This is a genomic window from Lichenicola sp. (genome assembly GCF_965198575.1).
In the GTDB taxonomy this organism is placed as follows: domain Bacteria; phylum Pseudomonadota; class Alphaproteobacteria; order Acetobacterales; family Acetobacteraceae; genus Lichenicola.
Genome location: NZ_OZ240671.1, coordinates 3,388,877 through 3,408,119, shown reverse-complemented (window position 1 = coordinate 3,408,119; position 19,243 = coordinate 3,388,877). Strand labels below are relative to the sequence as shown.

Below are 19,243 nucleotides of genomic sequence, written 5' to 3'. Positions count from 1 at the left end.
CAGGAGATGCCGCCCCGCAAGAAGCCTGTCCCGGATCGATCGGCGGCGCTCCCCCCCATCGGCCGGGAACCGCTGCTGCCGAAGCTGTTCGCGCAGTGGTTCGCGAAGCGCGGCTGGTCGGTGCGCCCGCACCAGCTCGCCGTCCTGCAGGCGGTCACCGGCGGATCCGACGTCCTGCTGGTTGCCCCCACCGGCGGCGGCAAGACGCTCGCCGGCTTCCTGCCGAGCCTGATCGAGCTGGCAGCACCTGCACCGGCGGGCGAGGACAACCCCGTAGAGCGCCTGCACACCCTCTATGTCAGCCCGCTGAAGGCGCTGGCCACCGACATCGCCCGCAACCTGACCGCCCCGGTCGAGGAGATGGGGCTGCGGGTCCGCATCGAGACCCGCACCGGCGACACCCCCGCCGACCGTCGCGCCCGCCAGCGCGAGCATCCGCCCGACATCCTGCTCACCACGCCGGAAAGCCTTGTGCTGCTGCTCTCCCGCCGCGACGCCCCTGCGATGTTCGGGGGCCTCCGCCGCATCGTCATCGACGAGGTGCATGCGCTGGCCGGGCTGAAGCGCGGCGACCAGCTGGCACTGTGCCTGGCACGCCTGTCGCTGCTGGCGCCGGACGCCAGGCGGATCGGCCTGTCCGCCACGGTGGCGCATCCGGAGGCGCTGCGGGCGTTCGTCGGCACCCCGGACCACCCGGCCAGGCTGATCGAGGCGCCGCCCGGCAAACCGCCTGCCTTGTCGATGATGCTGCCGGACGCGCACGTGCCGTGGTCCGGCCGGATGGGACTGGCGGGTGCCTCGGTGATCCTGGCGCGGATCGCCGCGTCCGGCATGACCATCGTGTTCGTCAACACGCGGGCACAGGCGGAACTGCTGTTCGCGGCGATCTGGCGCATCAACGACGACACCCTGCCGATCGCGCTGCATCATGGCAGCCTGGATATCGGCCAGCGCCGCAAGGTCGAGGCCGCGATGGCCCGCGGCGCCGGTGCCAAGGACGGCCTGCGCGGCGTGATCGCCACCTCTTCGCTCGATCTCGGCATCGACTGGGGCGGCGTCGACCAGGTGATCCAGGTCGGCGCACCGAAGGGCGTATCGCGGCTGCTGCAGCGGGTGGGCCGCTCCAACCACCGCATGGACGAGGCCTCCGACGCGATCCTGGTGCCGGCGAACCGCTTCGAGGTGCTGGAATGCCAGGCCGCGATGCAGGGCGTGCAGGCGATGGAGCTGGACGGCGAGGCACCGCGACCGGGCGGCCTCGACGTGCTCGCCCAGCACGTGCTGCTGATGGCCGCGAGCGCGCCGTTCACCGCCGACGCGCTGTACGACGAGGTCCGGCAGGCCGCCCCGTATGCCGAGCTCAGCCGGCGCGATTTCGACGATGTGGTCGGCTTCGTCGAGGATGGCGGCTACGCGCTGGTCGCCTACGAGCGCTACCGCAAGCTGTTCCGCGACGCCGAGGGGCTGATCGAGATCCGCGGCGAGCGGGTGGCGCGCCAGGCGCGGATGAATGCCGGCACCATCGTCGAGGCGCCGGTGCTGAAGGTGCGCCTGGGTGGTCCCCGCGGTTTCACGTTGGGCGAGGTCGAGGAGAGCTTCGCCAACCAGTTGAGCCCGGGCGACGCGTTCATCTTCGCCGGCCGCAAGCTGAAATTCGTCAAGCTGCGCGAAGCCACGGTGGAGGTCGTCGAAGGCGGCGAGCGCGAGCCGATCGTGCCGACCTATGCCGGCTCGAAGTACCCGCTGACCAGCGGCCTGGCTGCACGCGTGCGGCAGATGCTGCACGATCCGGCCGCCTGGGCGGCGTATCCCGAACCGGTGCGCGAGTGGCTGCAGCTGCAGCAGGAGCGCTCGATGCTGCCCGGCCCGGACGACCTGCTGGTGGAGATCTTCCCCCGCCACGGCCGGTTCTTCCTGGTCGCGTACTGCTTCGAGGGCCGCAACGCGCACCAGACGCTGGGCATGCTGCTGACCCGGCGGCTGTCGCGCGAGGGTGCGGCGCCGCTCGGCTTCGTTGCCACCGACTATGCGATCGCCCTCTGGTGCGCCAATCCGCCACGAGATATTCCTGCTTTGTTCGCGCCGGACATGCTGGGCGACGATCTGGAGGCGTGGATGGCGGAAAGCTCGATGCTGCGACGGACGTTCCGCAACGTCGCGGTCATCGCCGGGCTGATCGAGCGCCAGCATCCCGGCCAGACCGGAACCCGCCGCCAGGTCACGGTGAACAGCGACCTCGTGTACGACGTGCTGCGCCGCCACCAGCCCGACCATGTGCTGCTGCGTGCCACCCGGGCGGAAGCCTCGGGCGGCCTCACCGACGTCGACCGGCTGGCCGGCATGCTCGTGCGCGTCGAGCACCACATCAAGGTGGCGCGGCTCGAGCGGGTGTCGCCGCTGGCGATCCCGGTGATGCTTGATATCGGCCGTGAGTTCGTGCGCTCGTCGGAGGACGAGGACGCGCTGCTGGCCGAAACCGAGATGCTGCTGGCGGAAGCCATGGGCGAGGCCGAGCCCTCGACCGAGGAGCTTGTGGTCGCACCCGGACACGCCCAGGAATTGCGTCGCCTGACCCGCAAATCCGGCGAACGCACCGGCGGCAGCCGCTTCGGCGGCTCCAGGGAGCGCGGGATCGGCGGCGCCGGCAGATCGCGCCCGCGCAGGGTGGCGGGCCCGGCATGAACGCGGCGCCGTTCCATATCGCCGGCGAGCGGGTGATGCTCGATCCGGCCGGCGTGCTGTACTGGCCGGCCGCAAAACTGCTGGCGGTGGCCGACCTGCATCTGGAGAAAGGCAGTGCCGCGGCCAGGCGGGGTGCCCTGGTGCCGCCCTGGGACAGCCGGCTCACGCTCGATCGGCTGGTGCAGCGGGTGGCGTTCTGGCGACCGGAAATCGTCGTGGCACTCGGCGACAGCTTCCACGATCGCGACGCCGCCGCCCGTCTGCCTGCCGCCGAGGCCGACCGGCTGCGACGCATCGCCGCCACCGCACGCCTGGTCTGGGTGCTCGGCAACCACGATCCGGTGCCTCCCGAAGGCCTCCCCGGCGAGCACGGCGACAGTTTCCGGCTCGGGCCGTTGGCCTTCCGCCACGAATCGAAGGGCCCGCCCGGCAGTCGTCGAATGCTGGCGGCGCCGGGGCCGGAACGCGCGGAGATCTGCGGCCACCACCACCCCAAGGCGCGGGTGGCGACACGTGCCGGCACGATCTCCCGTCCCTGCTTCGTGGCAGACGCCGGCCGCATGATCATGCCGGCATTCGGCGCCTATACCGGTGGCCTCGACGTCATGCACCCGGCGATCGCGAGCCTGTTCCCGCGCGGCGGCCGGGCCTTCCTGCTCGGGGCGGAACGGCTGTTCAGCTTCGCGCTGGCGGAAATCCGGGCGGCGACTGTGTGACGACACCAGGCATCGGAACCGCGAAACCCGAGCCGGGCTGAAGCTGTTTCGCCTCATGCAAGACTGGAGACAATGCAAGCGATGGCGGCCCGCAAGGCGGATGCAAAGGCGAAACCCCGCAGCGGGCGGCTGGCGCTGTTATGGCTCAGGCAGGATCTGCGTCTGGCCGACAACGCGGCCCTGCAGGCTGCCCTCGGGGATGCCGACCAGGTGCTGGCGGTATTCGTGCTCGACCAGCAGGCTGGTGAACGCTGGGCGCCCGGGGCCGCGTCGCTCTGGTGGCTGCATCACAGCCTGGAATCGCTCGGCCGTGCCTTCGAGGAGCGTGGCACCCGGCTGATCCTGCGCCGCGGCGATGCCGCCTCGATCATCCCGGAGCTGGTTCGCGAGACCGATGCCGCCGTCGTGCATTGCGGCACCCCGCACGAGCCCTGGCTCCGTCGCCTGGACGACACCGTTGCCGAACGACTGCCGGAGGGGTGCCGCCTGGAGACGCACCGGGTCGCGACGCTGTTCGACCTCGACGCCATCCGATCCAAGACCGGCACCCGCTACGGCATCTACACGCCATTCGCCAACACCTGCCGGTCGCTGCCCGACCCCGAGCAGCCGCTGCCGACACCGCGCGCGATCCCGGGCCCGAAGCGCCTGCCCGCGAGCGACCGGCTGCAAGACTGGCACCTGCTGCCCACCGCGCCGGACTGGGCCCAGGGACTGCGCGACACCTGGGAGCCCGGCGAGGCCGGCGCGGCCAGGCGGCTGCACGATTTCCTGGACCACCGGCTCGACGGCTACGGCCGGTCCCGCAACGTCCCGGGCGACAACCAGGGCACATCGATGCTGTCGCCGCACCTGCATTGGGGCGAGCTCTCCGCGACCCAGGTCTGGCATGCGGCGCGGGACGCAGCCTCCAAGCTCAAGGGACCACGCGCCGGCGGCTTCGAGACCTTCCAGGGCGAGCTGCTCTGGCACGAATTCGCGGCGTATTTGCTCCGGCACAACCAGGCGATGCCCGACGAGCCGCTGCGTCCCGCGTTCGCCGCGCTCCCCTGGCGCCGTGACAAGGCGGGTCTGCGGGCCTGGACCCAGGGCCGCACCGGCATCCCGATCGTCGATGCAGGGATGCGCCAGCTCTGGCAGCTCGGCTGGATGCATAACCGAGTGCGGATGATCACCGCCTCCTACCTCACCAAGCACATGCTGCTGCCCTGGCAGGAGGGCGAAGCCTGGTTCTGGGACACGCTGGTGGATGCCGACCTCGCGACCAACGCCGCCAGCTGGCAGTGGGTCGCCGGCACCGGCACCGACAGCCAGCCCTTCTTCCGGATCTTCAATCCGGTGACGCAGGGCCGGAAGTTCGATCCGGACGGGCGCTACGTGCGCCAGTACGTGCCGGAACTCGCCCGCCTGCCGGACCGCTGGCTGCACGAGCCCTGGGCCGCGCCCACTGCGGTGCTGGAGGCGGCCCAGCTGAAGCTGGGTCGCGACTATCCGGAGCCGATCGTGTCCCTCGATCACGGTCGCGACCGCGCATTGCGGGCGTTCCGCGACACCGTGCAGCGCAAGCCGGACAAGGCGGACGCACGCCACGAGGCGGCGTCATGAACGAACCCGCAACCGACCCGCAACCGGACACCCTGCAGCAGCCGGCTCCGGACCGGAGATGGGAGATCCCGCCCGACCAGCCGCTGCGCATCGTCGGTGACGTGCATGGCGATGCGGTGGCGTTCCGGCATGCCGTCGCGACGGACCGCTTCGTGATCCAGCTCGGCGACCTGATCGACCACGGACCGGACAGCGCCGGCGTGCTGCGCACCATGTTCGGACTGATCGACCGCCGCCGCGGGCTGTTCCTGCTCGGCAACCACGATCGCAAGCTCGGACGCGCCCTCGCCGGCCGCAAGATGCGCCCCGACCCGCCGCTCGAGGCGACGCTGGCGCAGCTCGATGACGGGCTGGCGACGCGCGCCTTCGAGGAGATCGGCCGGGCCCCCGCCTGGCTCACCCGCGGCACCTCCATCTTCGTGCATGGCGGCTTCCACACCGGCATGCTGCACCAGGATCCGCCACCGGGCCTGGAGCGCGTCACCCACCTGCTCTCCCGCGCGCTGTTCGGCGAGACCACCGGGCGCATGCAGGAGGACGGTTTTCCGGAGCGCAGGCTGAACTGGATCGACCACATCCCCGAGGGGTTCACCGTCTATTGCGGGCATGACCAGCGCAGCACCGACGGCCGCCCGTGGCGCAAGCAAGGTCGCGCCGGCGGCCTGGCGATTTTCACCGACACCGGCGCCGGCAAGGGTGGCCACCTGGCCTGGATCGACCTGCCGCCGCTTGGCGGGAAAGCGTGAGGGCGACCCGGTGTTCGCCGCTCTTGATGCCGGCGCGCAAGCGGTGCAGGGATCGCCGGCGGCAGCACGCAGCGGAGGGCATAAGTGGACACGGCGACAAGACGACCGCCCACGGGCGAGCAGGACCTGCAGCAATCACCGGTCGAGATGCTGGGCACGCTCCGCCGCAGCATCGACAATATCGACGCAGCACTGATCCACATGCTGGCCGAGCGGTTCCGTTGCACCCAGGCGGTGGGGCGCTTGAAGGCGCTTCACGACATGCCGCCGGCCGATCCGGCGCGCGAGGCGCAGCAGGTCGCCCGTCTGCGTGTGCTCGCCCACGACGCGCAGCTCGATCCGGATTTCGCCGAGAAGTTCCTGGCATTCGTGATCCGCGAGGTGATCCGGCATCACGAGGCGATCCCGCGCAACGCAGCCGCCGGATGATGGACGAGCCGTCTTGAGCCGACGGTTGATGCTGCTGCGCCATGCGAAGGCGGTGGCATCGACGCATTCTGACGGGGAGGCCGGCGACCATGCCCGCGACCTCTCGGAGCGCGGCCGCGGCGAGGCTTCGGCACTGGGGCGGCGTCTGCAGCAGCGTGGCATGCAGCCTGAGGTCGCCCTCGTCAGTGGCGCGCTTCGCACCCGCCGCACCTGGGATCTACTGGCGCCGTTCACCACGCCCGAACCGCAGCTCGTCGTCTCGGATCGTCTCTATCTCGCCTCGATCGGGGAGCTTCGGGCCATGCTGCGTGAAACCTCCGACGACGTCGCGTCGCTCATCCTGGTCGGCCACAATCCGGGCCTGCACGAGCTTGCGCTGAATCTCGCCGGACATGACGGCGATCACGCGGGCCTGCCGGCCGGGCTGCCGACCTGCACCCTGATCGGCTTCGAGGTAAGTGGCCGCTGGAGCGACCTCGGTCCGGGCACCACCAGCAACCTGATGATGATGCGGCCTTGAGCCGGGTCACCAGGGCTGTCGCCCGATGGCCAGGCGACCGGCAGCCGACGGCGCTCGGTTGCCTTGGCTTTTCCTTCCCCGTTACTCTGCCCGCCGATCCTGCAACGCCGACCCGGGCCGCGCGAATGGCCCTTACTCTCGACAGGAAACTCCCATGAGCGCGACTGCCTCGTCCAACGCGACCATCAGCTACGATGGCAAGACCGCCACCGTCCCCATGCTGACCGGAACACTCGGGCCGGCCGTCGCCGATATCCGCAAGCTGCAAGGCGAGCTCGGCATCTTCACCTACGATCCGGCATACGGCACCACCGCGGCCTGCGAGAGCAAGATCACCTATATCGATGGTGACGAAGGCGTGCTGCTGCATCGTGGCTACCCGATCGACCAGCTTGCGGAACAGGCGACGTTTCCCGAGGTCGCCTACCTTCTGCTGAACGGCGAGCTGCCGACCCAGGCGCAGAACGACGCCTTCGTCGGCCAGATCAAGCAGCACACGATGCTGCACGAGCAGCTCAGGCACTTCTTCAACGGCTTCCGGCGTGACGCGCATCCGATGGCGATGCTGTGCGGCACGGTCGGCGCGCTCTCGGCATTCTATCACGACCACCTCGACATCAATGATCCGAAGCAGCGCGAGATCTCGGCGCTGCGGCTGATCGCCAAGGTGCCGACGCTGGCGGCGTGGGCGTATAAATACACGCAGGGATTTCCTTTCGTGTATCCGCGCAACGACCTGACCTACGCCGAGAACTTCCTCTACATGATGTTCGCGATGCCGTCGGAGAAGTACGAGGTGAGCCCGGTGCTTGCCCGCGCGATGGATCGCATCCTGATCCTGCATGCCGACCACGAGCAGAACGCGTCCACCTCGACGGTGCGGCTGGCCGGTTCGACCGGCGCCAATCCGTTCGCCTGCATCGCGGCCGGGATCGCCGCCCTGTGGGGCCCTGCGCATGGCGGCGCCAACGAGGCGGTGCTTAAGATGCTCGCCGAGATCGGCACGAAGGAGAACATCCCGGATTTCGTTGCCAAGGTGAAGGACAAGAACAGCGGCGTGAAGCTGATGGGCTTCGGGCATCGCGTTTACAAGAACTTCGATCCGCGCGCGAAGATCATGCAACAGACCTGTCACGAGGTGCTGTCGGAGCTCGGCATCAAGGACGAGCCGATGCTCGACCTGGCCGTCGAACTCGAGCGGGTGGCGCTGGAGGATCCGTATTTCGTGCAGCGCAAGCTATACCCGAACGTCGATTTCTATTCAGGCATCATCCTGAAGGCGATGGGCATCCCGACCAGCATGTTCACCGTGCTGTTCGCAGTCGCCCGTACCGTGGGATGGGTCAGCCAGTGGAAGGAGATGATCGAGGAGCCGGGCCAGCGCATCGGCCGTCCGCGCCAGCTCTACACCGGGGCGGCGAAGCGCGACATCGTCGGCCTTGCCGATCGAGGCTGATCCTCGCCGCCGGCCTCCCGGTTCGGACAGGTCCCGGCGACGCACCCGGTCATGAGCCCACGGGTGTCGGAGCGTCATCCAATCGACCGTGCCTGTCGGTCGGTCGGTCGGATGAAGATGCTCGGCAAAACGACGAGCTGAGGTTTCCAGCTCGACCGGAACAAGCCCTAGTCGCAGTCGCATCCCGGCGTCTGCCCGGCAGCCTGGCGCACGACGTGGTGGTCGATCCACTCGGCCACGAGCCGGCGTGCCTCGCTGATCGAGGCGTCCGGATGATGGATCCGGTACAGGGTGGTGCAGGCATGGAACGCCTGCATGTCGAGAGTGCCGCACTCGCGGAGTTCCCGGTAGGCCGTCACGACGGCGCGCTCGCAGCTTCGCGTGATGATCGGGGGGGCGCCGTTCGTGACAGGAGGCGCGCCACCCGGTAGCCGGTCCGTCTCAGGAGGCATGTTGCAAACCGTTCTCAAATGCGAGCCTGATGTTATGCACAGGCCGGAGGGGGTTATTCAAGTCCGACCTTGGTTCGGCTCTAACCCGAGGCCGGCGGACCGAAGCATCGCCCGGGGGGGATTCAGAGCATGAACCGTCGTCGGATCGCGCGGGCGATGCGGCCAGCCTCGTCGAGCGGCGTCCGCGGCCAGCCCTGGAGACTGGTCTGCAGCGGACGGGCCTGGTCGACCGCGATCAGCCGGTCCATCAGCCAGCGCCGGCGTCCACTGCCGGCCGACAGCACGAACACCGGAGCCGGCCCCGCGCAGGCCTCGCTCAAGGCCTGGGGGCTGGTCCAGGCGGCAACCACCGCTCCGGCGCCGCCCAGGAAACCCAGCGTAGGGTTCTCGCCCGGCTCGCCTTCGCGATAGACCAGGTGGATGCAGCCGGCGAGGCCGGTCACGAAGGCGTCGACGATCTCGCGCCGGCAATCGGAGGCCGCACTGACCAGGATGCAGCCCGCCTGCTCCCGGGCCATCCGCTCGAGTCGCAGCGCCGCGGCCAGCGCCTCCCGCTGATCGGACGTGCCGCTCCCGAGCAGCACCACGATGCGCGGATGCGGCAAATGGGCCAGCCGCTCCTCCCAGAGCTGGCGCGCGCGGGCCAGCAGCGCCGGCGACACCACATGCGGCGGCCCCAGCACAGGCATCAGCCGTCCGGCGAGCTCCGCACCGCGCGGCGAGGTGGCTGCCGGCTGCAACCCGGCCAGCACCATCAGGTCGAACGGATACCCCGCCAGGCGTGCCGGCACCGGCGGCCGGCTGCTGGCGCAATGCACGATACGGCAGCCGTGGCGCGCGCGCAGGAGCAAGGCCCGCGCGGCTGACCGGCTTCCCGCCGACAGCACCAGCGCCGGGCCGCTGCCTGACCGCACCGTATCCTTCGGGCCGGCGGGACCGATCCGGCGGAACGGCAGGCCGAGCCGCCCGGCAATCGCGGCCGGCTGCCCGCTTGCCGCGGCGCCCTCATCTTCCATCACCCAGACGGGCGACTCCGGTAGCATCAGCAGCCTTGCGATTTCCATCGGTGCAGGCCTCCCGATCCGCTCGGGCCGGTGGCGACGTGTGGCATGCGCTGGATGCCCGTCATGGAATTCCTTCGTTGCCTGGGACGGCGGGGACCTGGAAGGGCGCGCCCGGATAGTGGAGACTGTCAGGTGGAGATTAGGCAGGCAGGAATGAAGGGATTACGACCATGAGTGCCACGACCGACTGGGACCGTGATGCGGCACTCACCACGGCGAGGCTGCTGCTCGAGATCAAGGCGGTGAATTTCCGCCCCGAGGAGCCGTACACGCTGACCTCGGGCTGGAAGTCGCCGGTCTATATCGACTGCCGCCGCATCATCTTCTTTCCGCGCGCGCGGGCCAAGATCTGCGAGCTCGGGGTGGAGAAGATCGGCCGTCATGTCGGCTATGAGAGCATCGACGTGGTGGCCGGCGGCGAGACCGCGGGCATCCCGTTCGCCGCCTGGATCGCCGACCGGATGCTGGCGCCGATGGCCTATGTCCGCAAGAAGCCCAAGGGGTTCGGCCGCAACGCTCTCATCGAGGGTGACGTCCCGGAGGGCAAGCGCACACTCCTGGTCGAGGACCTGACCACCGACGGCGCCTCCAAGATCGTGTTCGCCAAGTCGCTGCGCGATGCCGGCGCGATCGTCGAGCACGCCTTCGTGGTGTTCTTCTACGGGGTGTTCCCGGGCGCGCATCGCACGCTGTCGGAGATGGGCATCTCGCTGCATGCGCTCTGCACCTGGTGGGACGTGCTCGAGGCCTGCGCCGAGCGTCCGTATTTCTCCGAGGCGGCGAGTGCCGAGGTCCGGCGCTTCCTGGAGGATCCGTGCGCCTGGTCGGCGAAGCATGGCGGGGTCGCCAGCGTCGAGGAAGCGCTCGCCCGCAAGTCGGCGGCACTCGCGGAAGGCTGACCCGCCGCCGTCATGCGCCGGTTGCTCGCGTTCGATTCCGGGATCGGCGGCCTGTCGGTGGTGCGCGAGTTGCGCGCGCTGCTGCCGGACACGCCGATCGACTATCTCGCCGACAACGCGGTGTTCCCGTACGGCGAACTGCCGGACCCGGTCCTGATTGCGCGCGTCTGCGTCCTGGTCGAGACAGCGCTCGCCCGGCTGCGACCGGACGCCGTGGTGATCGCCTGCAACACCGCCAGCACGGTGGCGCTGGCAGAGCTGCGGCGGCGGTTCGACGTGCCGTTCATCGGCTGCGTGCCGCCGATCAAGTGGGCGTCCGAGGTCAGCGTGACGCGGACGATCGGCCTGCTGGCGACCAGTGCGACCGTCCGGCGGCCGTATCTGCGCGACCTGCAGAGCCAATTCGCGCCGGACTGCACGCTGCTGGCGCATGGCGCGCGCGGCCTGGCCGACATCGCCGAGGCCGCGTTCCGGCACCGGGCGATCGACCGGGACAGCGTCGCGCACGAGGTTGCGCAATTGTTCGAGCAACCGGGCGGCGAGCGGATCGACGTCGTCGGCATCGGCTGCACGCATTACAGCTTCCTGCTCGACACGCTGCGGGAGCTGTCTCCGCCCGGCATCACCTGGCTCGACCCGGCAGGCGCCGTGGCGCGCCGTGCGAAGTCGGTGCTGGAGGGGCTATCGGAAGCCGCACCGGAGGGGCGTGCCGCGGTTGCCGGAAAGGCCTGGTTCACCGGCCAGCCTGCCGACGCCGACCGATTGCTGCAAGGGCTGGCCACGTTCGGCTATGGCGGCTTCCTGGAGTTTGGCAAGATGCAAGTTCAACAGTCTCGAGAGCTATAGTCTCGAGGGTTGCGTACCGGACTGAGCGGGATAGGTCGGTGATAGATGCTGCGAGCGTCGGTCATAGGTCGGAAGAGAGTCTCCGGGGCAATTAGATGGCATAGACCGACTTGAGGTTGCAGTCGGGATGCGGCAGTTTGCGCTAAGTTGTTTGCTCACAGGCACTTTTGTGCGGGTTGAGGATAAGCGAGGGACATGGCCGAAACAGTCACTGGTCCTCAGAAGCCACCGTTGGCACGGAAAGGTCGAATGTAACTTAGTCTAAGCGCGGCAGTGGATCGGTTATTCGACGGGTCAACTAATTTTCTTGCGGAGGAAGGGGCGATGCCGGTTTCGCCAAAGTGGTCTTCGACAATGACGGCCGCGTTGAAGGACCAGCGGTCGTCAATGTACGACAAGACAATCCAAACGGAATTAGACGAATATCAGCGTCGATTCGCTTCAACTCCTGGCTTTTCCAAGTTGAGCTTCGCATTGTTTAAAGCGTTGCTGCTGACGGAGAGTGGCGGGCCAACTTCGGCCGCCTGGAACACCAAGCCATGTCAGATCGGAAACCTAGGCGATCCAGGCTACGCAGTCCTGGTCGATCATGCCGAAAATTCAGCGATCATCATGAGCCCACAGTTGCAAGCAGACATAGCGAGCAAGCCGATCAACGCTCCTATACTCAATATTCGGGCAGCCATAGCGCTTACGCTCGTCAAGGCGGCACTCTTTCGACGCCAATCCGAGGTCGATGCCACTGACCAATCTCTCCATGAGCATATTGTCATCAAGGGCGACTCGTTCGGCCGTATAAGTCGAACCGAACGAACAACCGTTCCTGAAATAAAACTTAGCAATCCTACCGTGGGTGCTAACCTGAAGCCAAAGCAGAAGCTAAACTTTCACCGTGCACATATGGTAACTCAAATCACTGGTTGGCGACCGATCACCCCGCAGTTTCTCGCCGATTACTACAACGGAGGCGGTGATCCACTGTATGCGGAAAAAATAAGCTTCGTCATGGAGAAAATCCAATGATGCGTATGTTGGCATCTTTGACGGCAGTTTTCGGCACGTTTACATGTCTACTAACGGTTTCATTTGCACAGCAACATCATACGCTGACGCAGAACGATGTAGCTTCCGCATTGCAACGAGATCGTGTTCTGGTTCCCGGTCGGGTCATGATGTCTGCGAGGTTAGTGTGCACGCTTGAAATCGACCACGTGCGATTTCCAGCAATCGAGTTGGTCGAGAAGATAATTAATGGGGTAGAGACACGAAAATATAGTCGAGTCATTATCCTAAATCAGAACCTGACAAAGGCAAATGAACTTCCTTTCTATCCACCCGCTGAGCCGCAAGCATGCAAAAGAGACGTCCTCGTCTTCTCCGGTCCCGTCGAGGTTGATAACACCCTACCCGAGGGAACCGCGGTTAGATTTTCCAATGGTGCTGCGGACGCGGAGGTACTACCCGGGTTGGGTGACTAGTGGGAGTCACATCTCCCCACTGGTTTCAAAGATGGCACAGGCAGAGTGCAACTAGCACCGCAATCTCGTTCCGTTCCGCTCCGCTCTACGGTACACCGCCGCGATGCCCTTCACGTTACCTGGCGCGGCTGACCGTGTAGGCGGCGATGTCGCCGAGCAGGCGGCGGATGCGGCTGTCGGGAAAGATCTCCAACGCCGCCTGAGCGCGCCCGGCATAGGCGGCGGCGTGCTGCAGCGTGGTGGCGATCGCCGCGGTGCTTCCGATCAGATCGAGCGCGTGGTCGAGGTCGTCCGGTTCCTGGGCGCTGTCCTCGATCACCCGGCGCCAGAACACTCGGTCGGGCTCGGTGCCCGCCCCGTACGCCGCCAGCACCGGCAGGGTGATCTTGCCCTCGCGGAAATCGTCGCCGACGGTCTTGCCGAGCAGACGCTGGTCCGCGGCATAATCGAGCGCATCGTCGACCAGCTGGAAGGCCATGCCGAGATTGGTGCCGTACGCGTCGAGCGCCTGTTCCTCGGCATCCGGACGCTCGGCTACGATGGCGCCCACCCGGCAGGCGGCCGCGAACAGGGCGGCGGTCTTGCCGTGGATCACCTCGAGGTAGCGCTCCATCGAGGTCGAAAGGTCGTTCTGCGTCGCCATCTGCAGCACCTCGCCCTCGGCGATGGTGGCGGACGCCTTCGACAGGATCGCCATGACGGGGAGCGAGCCGTCCTCGGTCATCAGCTGGAACGAGCGTGCGAACAGGAAATCGCCGACCAGCACCGAAGCCTTGTTGCCGAACACCGCATTGGCGCTCGCAAGCCCCCGCCGCAGCTGGCTTTCGTCGACCACGTCGTCATGCAGCAGCGTGGCTGTGTGGATGAACTCCACGCAGGCGGCCAGATTGATGTGGCGCGTGGTGCGGCCGTCGCGGCTGGGGGTTGCGGGATAACCGCACAGCCGGGCGCTCGCGAGGGTCAGCAGGGGGCGCAGGCGCTTGCCACCGGCCGCGATCAGGTGAGCGGCCAGCTGCGGGATCAGTGCCACCGGGCTGTCCATGCGCGCCAGGATCGCCTGGTTGCAGGCCTGCATGTCGTCGGCCAGAAGCTCCGACAACGCGGTGAGCGCGCTCTCGTCGGCGCCGCCATCGGGCTCTGCGCCACGACTTGTGGTCCCGGCGGAAACCGGCAGAGTGTCGGCAGGACCCAAGCGGTTACGCTCCACGCATCTTCGGGTGTGTCGCGGGGAGTGCCACCCCAAGGACCCGGAGGCACATATGAGCGGCGGGGATTGGGTGGTCAAGGCGGCCGCGCGGCCTGGGCCCCGATGCAAGCGCTGATGCAGACGCCGACGCAAACTCCGACGCAAACGGGGGCAACCACGCTCGGCACGCTGCTGGGCGGGCGGGTGTCGTACCGGCAGTTCCGAGACGGCTATCGGACCGGCATCGAACCGGTGCTGTTGGCGGCGGCCGTGCAGGCCCGGCCAGGTTCCCGCGTGCTGGAAGCCGGATGCGGCGCCGGTGCCGGGCTGCTGTGCCTGGCTTCCAGGCTGCCCGGCGTGCATGGCAGCGGCATTGAGCGGGATGGCCCGACAGCCGCCCTGGCCCGGCATAACCTCGACGAGAACGGCCTTCCCGACTGGCCGATCATCACGGCCGGGATCGCCGATCCGGAGGTGTCGGACCTGGCGCGCGCCGCCGGGCGCTTCGACCACGCGATCGCCAACCCGCCCTGGCACCGGGCCACGGCCAGCGCCTCGCCCCTGCCAAGGCGGGATCTCGCGAAACGCGCTCCGGAGGGCACGCTTACCAGCTGGACCGACGCGCTGGCGCAGCTGCTGCAGGATGCCGGCACACTGACGATGATCCTGCCGGCCGCGTCGCATGCCGACGCCGTAGTCGCGATGAGCCGATCCGGGTTCGGCGCGATCCGGCTGCTGCCGCTCTGGCCCCTCCCCGGCCGTCCGGCGCGGATCGTGCTGGTGCAGGGTGTGCTCGGCGGCCGCGGCGATGGCGCGGTGCTGCCGGGCCTGGTCCTGCACCAGCCAGGCGGCGGCTATACCGAAGCGGCGGAAGCGATCCTGCGGTCCGGGTCACCGTTGCCGCTGGCCTGATCCTGAGCCGCAAGCACGCAGGGCCACGGCGTTACCAGCAGCGGACGTCGACGAGCTGGGCTCTTCCGCACACCATCGATGCGGACCAACGCACACCGGCCGGGGCCGCTCTCACGCAGGAGTTCGTTTCGGCAGAAGACCTTGATCCGGAAACGCGCTCGGCCAGACTCCGAATGTGGCACAGCCCGGTTTCCCAATTCCTCGTTGGTGTTGCCACGTTGCCGCCGACGATTTCGGCGAAGGCGGACATGATGCACTCATGTTCAGCGGAACGACGCGGATCGGCTGGTGCCCGTCAAGGTTCCAGGCTGCACACAACGACAAGGTCGTTCAGGCCAGGGTCGCCGCGATACCGCGCCGGGGCCCAGGCGGCGGTCGGGCGAGCCCTGCGGCATCTCCGATCATTCCGTTCCGCCCATCACCGGAGTGCGGGCAGGGCAAAGGCCAGCTACAGACCCAACTCCGACAACCCGGGATGGTCGGCGGGGCGCGGGCCCAGGCGGATCCAGTGGAACAGCCGGTCCTCCTCGTTGATCGCCAGGTCGTTGATGCTGGCGAGGCGGCGGCGCATCAGCCCGGCCTCGTCGAAATCCCAGTTCTCGTTGCCGTAGGAGCGGAACCAGTCGCCTGCAGCATTGTGCCACTCATAGGCGAACCGGACCGCGATCACCGAGCCGGTGAACGCCCAGAGCTCCTTGATCAGGCGGTACTCACGCTCAGCCTGCCACTTGCGTTGCAGGAACTGCACGATCTCGGACCGGCCATGGATGAATTCGGCGCGGTTCCGCCAGGCGCAGTCCGGCGTGTAGGCCAGTGACACGCGCTCCGGATCGCACGAATTCCAGCCATCCTCCGCACGCCGGACCTTGGCTACGGCAGTCTCATGCGAGAACGGCGGCGATAGGGGGGAGTGGTCGGGCACGGCTCGGCTCCATGGTCGGGTTGCCCTTCTCGCATGGGTGGCGGCCCGATGCACGGAAGCTCGACCGGACTGCCAGCAGCAGCGGCTCCGGCCGGTGCAGCAGGTAGCCCTGCCCGAAATCGATGCCGAGCTCGGCCAGCACCTGCCTCTGGTCGTCGCACTCGATGAACTCGGCAATCGTCTGCACGTGCAGCTTGCGGGCGACGTCGCGGAAGCAGCGGACCGCCACCACGTCCAGTCCGTCCTGGGTGATCTCCTTGATGAACTGGCCGTCGATCTTGAGGAAATCCACCGGCAGCGTCTTCAGATAGCCGAACGAGGATGCGCCGGCGCCGAAATCATCCAGCGCCACCTTCACGCCCAGGCTGCGGACCTCGTCGATGAACGATTTCGCGTCGTCGAAGCGGGTGATCGCCGCGGTCTCGGTGATCTCCAGGCAGATCTTGCGCACATCGAACTGCGCCGCCCGGATCATCGCGCAGATATCCTGGTGGAACGACGTGTCGGCGATCGACTGCCCGGACAGGTTGATCGAGATCATGTCGATGCCGTCGTGGAAGTCCGGCTCGGCCTCCATCCAGGCGAACACCTTCTCCGCCATCCTGCGGTCGATCCGCGACGCCATGTGGAAGCGTTCCGCCGCCGCCACGAACGCACCCGGCAGGGTCAGCTTGCCGTCCGGCTCGCGCAGTCGCAGCAGCACCTCGCAACGCACGCCCACGCCCGCTTCGGTCAGGCTCTCGATCCGCTGGGCGTAGAGCTCGAACTGGTCGTCGTCGAGCGCCTGCTCCAGCCGCGCCACCCACTGCATGTCGCCGAGCCGCAGGCTGGTCGAGCGGTCGGCTTCGGCCCACACGTGCACGCGGTTGCGGCCGGCATCCTTGGCGGCGTAACAGGCGGCGTCGGCTGCCTGCATCAGCAGCGCGCGGCTCGACCAGCTGCCATCGAACGCCACCAGGCCGATGCTGGTGCCGACCCGGAAGCGGCGGCTGTCCTGCTCGAACCGGTGCTGGTCGACCTGCACCCGGATCCGCTCGGCGATCTGCTCGCCGTCATGCTCCGAGCAGTTGCGCAGGATGACGCAGAACTCGTCGCCGCCGAGCCGGGCCACGGTGTCGCCGTCGCGCACGCAGCCCTTCAGCATCATGCTGACCTGGTGCAGCAGCACGTCGCCGGCGGCATGTCCGCAGCTGTCGTTCACCACCTTGAACTGGTCGAGATCGATATAGAGCAGCACGTGCGAGGAGCTGCCACCGGGCGTCGACTGCAGCAGCTGGGCGTGCGCCAGCAGATCCCGCAGCTTGGCATCGAAGCCGGACCGGTTGGCGACGCCGGTCAGCGCGTCGTGGGTCGCGCGATGCTCCATCTCGCGGCTCTGGCGCTGCTGCTCGGAGATGTCGAGGAACACCACCACGGCGCCGAGCACATGGCCGCTCCCGTCCCTGATCGGGCCCGCGGAGTCCTTGATCGAGTAGTGGCTGCCACCGCGCGACACCAGGGTCATGTTGTCGGCGAGGCTGACCACCTGGCCGAGCCTGAGGCAGCACTCGACCGTATCCTTGAGCGGCGTCCGGTTGGTCTCGTCGAGAATGACCAGCACCTCGGAGAGCGGCCGGCCCTCGGCATCGTGCTTCGTCCAGCCGGTGAGCCGCTCGGCGATCGGGTTCATCCAGGTCACCAGAGCGTCCAGGTCGGTGGTGATGATGGCGCCGCCGATCGAGTCCAGCGTCACCTGCACGAGCTCCCGGCTCTCGGCCAGGTTGCGCTCCAGCAGCTTGCGCGCGGTGATATCCTGGATCGCCCCGGCAAGGCGGATCTTGGTGCCGTTCTCGACATCCAGCGACCCGGCGACGCGGGCCCAGAACGGCCGGCCCGTCGCCGACACCAGCCGCAGCTCGAGATCATACGGCTCGCCGGTGTTGAGGCAGTGCTGCACCGCCTGTTCCAGCACCGGCCGATCCTCGGCGACGTAGTACGCGAACGCCTCCTCCAGGGTCAGCCGGTGGCCGGGCTCGCGATCATGCAGGCGGCAGGTATGGTCCGACCACGTCACCTCGCCGGTCGCGAGATCGACCTGCCAACCCCCGACCCCGGCGATCGCGCCGGTGCGTTCGAGCAGGTTCTGGCTCGATACCAGGGCGGCCAGCGCCGCATCGCGCGCGGTCACGTTCTCGATGACGCTCATCACGCGCGCCATTCTTCCACCCGCATCGCGATCGACCATCGAGGACAGCTCGACATCGATCAGGCTGCCGTCCTTGCAGATCAGCTTGGTGTGCAGGGATGCCCGCTCCGCATCGGTGCAGATGGCCTGCAGGATCCGGGTATCCGATCCGAGAGCCACGAAATCGGCGAAACGGCGCCCCACGATCTCGTCCCGCTGGTAGCCGAGCTCTGCCACCCAGCGGTCGCTGATGGTGACGAAGCGGCCATGCTGGTCGGTCGATTGCAGCATCGCCGGGGTCACGGCGTAGAGATGCTCGAGCCGGTGCCGCGCATCCTCGGCATCGAGCAGCGTGGCAACCGTACGCTCGCGGAGCTTCAGCGCCCAGATCACCACCGAAGCCAGGCGCTTCAGGGTCGCGAGCTGATACGGTTTGAGCTTCCGCGGCTCGGGGTCCAGCACGCAGAGCGCGCCGAGGCGGGTGCCGTCATCCATGGTCAGCGGCGCGCCGGCGTAGAAGCGCAGCGGGTGGTCGCCGGTGGTGAGCGGATGCAGCTTGAACCGGGCATGGGCGAGCAGGTCCTCGAACTCGAGCACCTCGTCGCCCTGCATGGCGCGCGCACAGATCGACAGGCTTCGGGGCGCCTCGCGCGGCAGCGGTCCGCCGGCGATCGCCTTCGACCACTGGCGCTCCTCGTCGACAAAATTGATCAAACCGACAGTGGTGCCGCAGAGGTCTGCTGCAATTCTGGCGATATTATCGAAAATGTCTTCGGGGTCGGTGTCGAGCACCTTCAGGGCGCGCAGCCGCCGCAGCCTGGTCGTCTCGCCTTCCGGCCGTCCTACGAGCTGATCCACGTCAGGCCTTTCCATGCGCGCGACGGCTTCCGGCAGGCGGGTCGCACTGTTCGTCGACTACACCCTACAAATTGAATTTGATGGCGCAACATTCATGATTAAGATCATGTATGGGCAAAGCCGTAACGACCCTGCTTTTTGACGACTCGTCTCAAAGTTGCCGCATGACTTCGATTTCGAGCCCGCGTTGTAGAACAGTCACGGCGGATCGGGCAGCGTCTGCCCGGATGAGCAGCCTCGACCTCGCCGCTCCGGCAACACCGACGGAACCGGGCCGCAGCACCGGTCGCAGACCGTGGCAAGTCGGC

Annotated in this window: 16 protein-coding genes; 11 read left to right on the top strand and 5 right to left on the bottom strand. The window is 67.7% G+C overall.

Annotation, left to right across the window (positions count from 1 at the left end):
- Window positions 1-6: 6 nt before the first annotated feature.
- The 7 genes from ACOEQ2_RS15475 to gltA all read left to right on the top strand — a co-directional run bounded on the left by ACOEQ2_RS15475 (window position 7) and on the right by gltA (window position 8,154).
- A complete protein-coding gene (locus ACOEQ2_RS15475; protein WP_419728848.1) occupies window positions 7-2,682 on the top strand; it encodes a ligase-associated DNA damage response DEXH box helicase in 2,676 nt (891 codons plus the stop codon).
- Window positions 2,679-3,398, top strand: coding sequence for a ligase-associated DNA damage response endonuclease PdeM (gene pdeM / locus ACOEQ2_RS15470; RefSeq protein ID WP_419728847.1), 720 nt, complete (start codon window positions 2,679-2,681; stop codon window positions 3,396-3,398). Before ACOEQ2_RS15475 ends, pdeM begins: the two co-directional genes overlap by 4 nt.
- 81 nt (window positions 3,399-3,479) lie before the next feature.
- Window positions 3,480-5,003, top strand: a complete 1,524-nt coding sequence (locus ACOEQ2_RS15465; protein WP_419728846.1) for a cryptochrome/photolyase family protein — start codon at window positions 3,480-3,482, stop codon at window positions 5,001-5,003.
- Window positions 5,000-5,749 carry a metallophosphoesterase gene (locus tag ACOEQ2_RS15460; protein WP_419728845.1) on the top strand — a complete coding sequence of 250 codons (750 nt, stop codon included), beginning with the start codon at window positions 5,000-5,002 and terminating at the stop codon, window positions 5,747-5,749. Before ACOEQ2_RS15465 ends, ACOEQ2_RS15460 begins: the two co-directional genes overlap by 4 nt.
- 147 nt (window positions 5,750-5,896) lie before the next feature.
- Window positions 5,897-6,178 (top strand): chorismate mutase, encoded by a 282-nt coding sequence (locus ACOEQ2_RS15455; protein WP_419731246.1) that lies wholly within the window; start codon window positions 5,897-5,899, stop codon window positions 6,176-6,178.
- 13 nt (window positions 6,179-6,191) lie between these two features.
- Window positions 6,192-6,698 carry a SixA phosphatase family protein gene (locus ACOEQ2_RS15450; RefSeq protein WP_419728844.1) on the top strand — a complete coding sequence of 169 codons (507 nt, stop codon included), beginning with the start codon at window positions 6,192-6,194 and terminating at the stop codon, window positions 6,696-6,698.
- Window positions 6,699-6,852: 154 nt separating this feature from the next.
- Window positions 6,853-8,154 carry a citrate synthase gene (gene gltA, locus ACOEQ2_RS15445; protein WP_419728843.1) on the top strand — a complete coding sequence of 434 codons (1,302 nt, stop codon included), beginning with the start codon at window positions 6,853-6,855 and terminating at the stop codon, window positions 8,152-8,154.
- 167 nt (window positions 8,155-8,321) lie between these two features.
- On the opposite strand, the gene ACOEQ2_RS15440 is transcribed toward gltA, so the two are convergent.
- Window positions 8,322-8,606, bottom strand: a complete 285-nt coding sequence (locus tag ACOEQ2_RS15440; protein WP_419728842.1) for a hypothetical protein — start codon at window positions 8,604-8,606, stop codon at window positions 8,322-8,324.
- A 122-nt stretch (window positions 8,607-8,728) separates the two neighbouring features.
- Window positions 8,729-9,670 carry an ELM1/GtrOC1 family putative glycosyltransferase gene (locus ACOEQ2_RS15435; protein WP_419728841.1) on the bottom strand — a complete coding sequence of 314 codons (942 nt, stop codon included), beginning with the start codon at window positions 9,668-9,670 and terminating at the stop codon, window positions 8,729-8,731.
- 170 nt (window positions 9,671-9,840) lie between these two features.
- Between ACOEQ2_RS15435 and ACOEQ2_RS15430 the strand changes: the two genes are divergently transcribed.
- The 3 genes from ACOEQ2_RS15430 (at window position 9,841) to ACOEQ2_RS15420 (ending at window position 12,438) form a co-directional block, all read left to right on the top strand.
- Window positions 9,841-10,569 carry an orotate phosphoribosyltransferase gene (locus tag ACOEQ2_RS15430; RefSeq protein WP_419728840.1) on the top strand — a complete coding sequence of 243 codons (729 nt, stop codon included), beginning with the start codon at window positions 9,841-9,843 and terminating at the stop codon, window positions 10,567-10,569.
- A 12-nt stretch (window positions 10,570-10,581) separates the two neighbouring features.
- Complete coding sequence (murI, locus tag ACOEQ2_RS15425) at window positions 10,582-11,415, top strand: glutamate racemase (RefSeq protein WP_419728839.1); 834 nt, start codon at window positions 10,582-10,584, stop codon at window positions 11,413-11,415.
- 387 nt (window positions 11,416-11,802) lie between these two features.
- Window positions 11,803-12,438, top strand: a complete 636-nt coding sequence (locus ACOEQ2_RS15420; protein ID WP_419728838.1) for a hypothetical protein — start codon at window positions 11,803-11,805, stop codon at window positions 12,436-12,438.
- 570 nt (window positions 12,439-13,008) lie between these two features.
- Here ACOEQ2_RS15420 and ACOEQ2_RS15415 read toward each other — a convergent pair.
- The gene (locus ACOEQ2_RS15415; RefSeq protein ID WP_419728837.1) at window positions 13,009-14,085 is read right to left on the bottom strand and encodes a polyprenyl synthetase family protein; all 1,077 of its coding nucleotides are present in this window, start codon (window positions 14,083-14,085) and stop codon (window positions 13,009-13,011) included.
- A 129-nt stretch (window positions 14,086-14,214) separates the two neighbouring features.
- Between ACOEQ2_RS15415 and ACOEQ2_RS15410 the strand changes: the two genes are divergently transcribed.
- Window positions 14,215-14,991 carry a tRNA1(Val) (adenine(37)-N6)-methyltransferase gene (locus tag ACOEQ2_RS15410; RefSeq protein WP_419728836.1) on the top strand — a complete coding sequence of 259 codons (777 nt, stop codon included), beginning with the start codon at window positions 14,215-14,217 and terminating at the stop codon, window positions 14,989-14,991.
- Window positions 14,992-15,439: 448 nt separating this feature from the next.
- On the opposite strand, the gene ACOEQ2_RS15405 is transcribed toward ACOEQ2_RS15410, so the two are convergent.
- Window positions 15,440-15,913, bottom strand: coding sequence for a DUF1348 family protein (locus tag ACOEQ2_RS15405; protein ID WP_419728835.1), 474 nt, complete (start codon window positions 15,911-15,913; stop codon window positions 15,440-15,442).
- The gene (locus ACOEQ2_RS15400; protein WP_419728834.1) at window positions 15,873-18,935 is read right to left on the bottom strand and encodes an EAL domain-containing protein; all 3,063 of its coding nucleotides are present in this window, start codon (window positions 18,933-18,935) and stop codon (window positions 15,873-15,875) included. Before ACOEQ2_RS15400 ends, ACOEQ2_RS15405 begins: the two co-directional genes overlap by 41 nt.
- Window positions 18,936-19,243: the final 308 nt, after the last annotated feature.